Source organism: Candidatus Woesearchaeota archaeon, from assembly GCA_020854775.1.
Lineage (GTDB): Archaea > Nanobdellota > Nanobdellia > Woesearchaeales > 21-14-0-10-32-9 > 21-14-0-10-32-9.
This window is the reverse complement of sequence record JAHKLZ010000027.1, coordinates 1-3,394: the sequence shown is the minus strand read 5'-3', so window position 1 is coordinate 3,394 and position 3,394 is coordinate 1. Positions and strand designations below refer to the sequence as shown.

At 38.3% G+C, this 3,394-nt stretch carries 4 protein-coding genes; 1 reads left to right on the top strand and 3 read right to left on the bottom strand.

The window, feature by feature from the left end:
• Positions 1-427 precede the first annotated feature (427 nt).
• Positions 428-775, top strand: a complete 348-nt coding sequence (locus tag KO361_05025; protein ID MCC7574928.1) for a hypothetical protein — start codon at positions 428-430, stop codon at positions 773-775.
• Here the strand turns inward: KO361_05025 and KO361_05020 are convergent, their stop codons facing one another.
• The 3 genes from KO361_05020 to KO361_05010 all read right to left on the bottom strand — a co-directional run.
• Positions 776-1,180: a hypothetical protein gene (locus KO361_05020; protein MCC7574927.1), complete on the bottom strand. Its 405-nt coding sequence runs from the start codon at positions 1,178-1,180 to the stop codon at positions 776-778. It abuts the gene before it with no gap.
• Positions 1,181-1,190: 10 nt separating this feature from the next.
• Complete coding sequence (locus KO361_05015; protein MCC7574926.1) at positions 1,191-1,589, bottom strand: terminase small subunit; 399 nt, start codon at positions 1,587-1,589, stop codon at positions 1,191-1,193.
• A 204-nt stretch (positions 1,590-1,793) separates the two neighbouring features.
• The coding region (locus KO361_05010; protein ID MCC7574925.1) for a restriction endonuclease at positions 1,794-3,394 on the bottom strand (1,601 nt) is incomplete at its 5' end.

Sequence of the window (3,394 nt, the reverse complement as noted above, 5' to 3'; positions counted from 1 at the left end):
TCTGCTGGATATTCTCCATCATCGACACGGTCAGGAAGAATGGCGGCAATCCGTTCGGGGCCTTGGCACAGCTGTTTAACAACTCATTCTCTTTGGCTTTTCTCGACTAGATTCTACTCGGGATACCTGAGCAGTTACCAAATGTGATAATCTCATGCATCCTCGTGCCCTCAGTTAACTATTTCAAATATAATCATGAAAATAATACTCCATATTATTCCATTATCCAAACTATAATTAAGTAATTTTAATCCAACTTCACCAATCAAGCTCCACATAAACTAACTATGACCATCAATAATGATTGCAAAGAAGATGGTTTGTACGATTAACTTATGGTAGACTTTTGCAATGATACTCAATTTGGATTGAAATTTAAGGGATTTATATGTCAGCATTTGAGAAACAATTATTTTGACTGAGGTTGTTGGCAAAGTATTACGAACTTACCGATGGATTAGTTGGTGTATATCCTGGAGATAAACCTCCTGTCTGGCCCCCATGTGCTAGGTCTGGAAAAAATTTCGATTCCGACCAGACTTTTAAAAAAGTGTTGAATGAAAACTATTCTCCTGAAGTATTATATCTCGCTAAAAAAGGATATTTAGTAATACACAATAATAATGATAGTTGGACCAAATATTACACAATAACGTATAGGACTGTAGACTTAGTAGAGCAAGCACAGCAAGGTCGTCCCCTTGTTGAATTTGAGCTAGATTTCGATCCAGCAGCTTTAAGACAGTTTAAGAAAGATTTTGAAGTATCTGATTAATTAAATCGATTCATACTCTACATAAGTAATATTCTCAAACTTCAGTCCACGACCTTCTAGCATTGACCTGATCTGGTACTCAACTGACACTGGATCAGGGAACACCATCTGAGAACCTGTCTCTGTATCTGCGATTCTTGACAAGGAGTCTAGGGCATCATCGTGAGCACAGAAGGGGTAGGGGATGTATTCCTGCTGGATGAAGGAAGTCATCATATCCTCCCTTGCTCCCTCCCAGTTGTAGTGCCAAGCATCCTCGCACAGCCAAACACGCCGTTTACGGAAGATAGGCTCAAGAGCATCAATTCTCTGCCCCTTAGCAGTAGAAGCTCCGACAGAGTTGATTGCAAAGCGGTAGTTGCGTTGGTTCATGACGTACTGGATATGCACGATATCAGACTGCATAGCCACCTTTTCATAAAACACGATTGGTTTGCGATTGCGGTAGGTGAACCGCTGAACAAGCTGGAAGAGCATATTTGTCTTCCCGGTGAGGTCGAACTTGACCCTGCTTGGTTACAAACTCGCTGGACAGCTTTCCGTTGAACATCTTGGTAAGACGCTTCACTATGGCCTTAGCATCGATCAGATTCTCTTCTGCAAGCTCTCTACGGCGTCTCTCGATCTCTGCCTGTACTTTCGGTAGGTTGTAGAGCTTGGCTGCACTGCTGGTCACTGTAGAGCGTTTGCCTTTGCCCTTGTAACCACATTTGAGCATGGCTTCACGCTTGTTCCCGCACTTCATGTATTCATCAATGAACCGAAGCTGATATTGGGTAAGCTCGGTGAGATTTAGGTCCTTTTCTTCTTCCATCTCAGCCCTCCTGGATTAACCATAAAGAAAATCCCCTCATGAGAAGGGGATGGAGGTAACGAGATTGAAGCGGGGGTTTCACTGATGGAAAAGCGGTACGATTGCATAAAAAAAAGAGCCTCCTGATTTTGGAAGCCCTATCCGAATCTCATATACAATTCTAACTGGTAGAGACAAAAATCAGCAGCAATTCTCTCCCTCCATTTATTTTAATGGATCAAGATTTTCATTAGCACACATGATTACCCCTGCTTTGGCTGCCAATTGATACGCAGATGGAGTGAAGCTAGAGTCTGTCACAACACAGGCATAGTCGCAGTCATAAAAGATTCTTCCCGCAATCACCTCTTGTACAGCAGCATTGCCGACTTGTCCTGTATATGACTTGCATTGGATAGCATATTTCTTACCGTTGCGAGTTGCGATAATATCTACCCCTTGATCTCCTGTTGTAGGCGTCATACTAATTGCATATCCCACTTTCTCTAGGTTTGATTTAATCTTAAATTCAAAATCTATGCCTTCTTTTTGACTAGAAACATCTGTATAATTTTCAGTCACGGATAAACCACTAGTAGGAATGGAATTTTTTGAAGATTGGATTTGATAATCCTTACTTGAAAAGAGATTTTGGTACTTAATACAGAAATTACAGATATTGAATGCACATTCTTCAATTAATCTATTTTGCTTAACTCTATCTCGGCTCAATAATACCTCTTGAATTTCTTCATAGCTAGAAGCACAGCCTAGAGTGATAAAGGCTTCTTTTTGATTATCGATTGTTAAATCTTCGAATAATGGGCTAATAGCTTCATCCTCAAAATTTAGCAGTAAGACAAAATTGTCGATATTTATAGAAGGAACTATAAGATTATTTGAAAAATATCGTAATTCTCTCTTCCAGGATTCATCATGCACTATTCCCCACTCATCAAGAAAAACGCCTCTCTTAAACTTGCTTACCAATACTTCCCAATTATCAGTTACAATTTTTAGAACTGTATTAAAGACAGTTATCACACTACTTTGAAGTTCGAATATCTGACTCAAATAATGGTTAAATAATATTTTTTTTATAAATTGGCGACCTTCAATAAACATGGTATATGGTGGTTGCTGGTCATTGAGATATTGTTCGTCGATGGAACACATGTGTATGTAATGATCTCGCGTATCGAGCAATGTTAAATAATCAAAATTTTTAATGCAATCTGCTTCAACTGGATTCGCAGCAACTATCATTTCTGGATAGGTGATTGTGTTCCCAGTCCACTTTGGAAAATAGTCCAAATTTTGTCCCATTAATAATAAAAATAAAAATTCAGGATTTTCTGGTCTATTTTGTAAAATAAATTGGTCTATTTTTGGTGTTAACTCTTTCCATTGAATATGATTTAAAAAATATAATTCCATAAGACTTCTCAGTTTCTTTCCACGGATAAGAGGGTTCAACATGTCTACAAAATCAGCGGTAACTTTTTCGCAGAATTCACTTCTATCTTGTTCTGGTAAATTAAATTCTACAAAATATTCTGATAGATTGGGAAAAGAAAATATTGTCTTATTCAAATAAGATTCTGATTCCTCTTTAAGTTCTGCAACGCGTATTCTAATAAGTTCCCTACAGAACTCGTACATCATTTTTTCATATAATTGGAATATAGAGGCAATTTCATAATAGCCTCTGAAGAGACGGTGATTGCATAAATATACAGATTCACCTTCCCAGGCTTCGTCTTTCTCGTACGAGCATCGATTCTTGGCGAATTGGCCGGAATATTGTACATAATTGCTTTCTATAT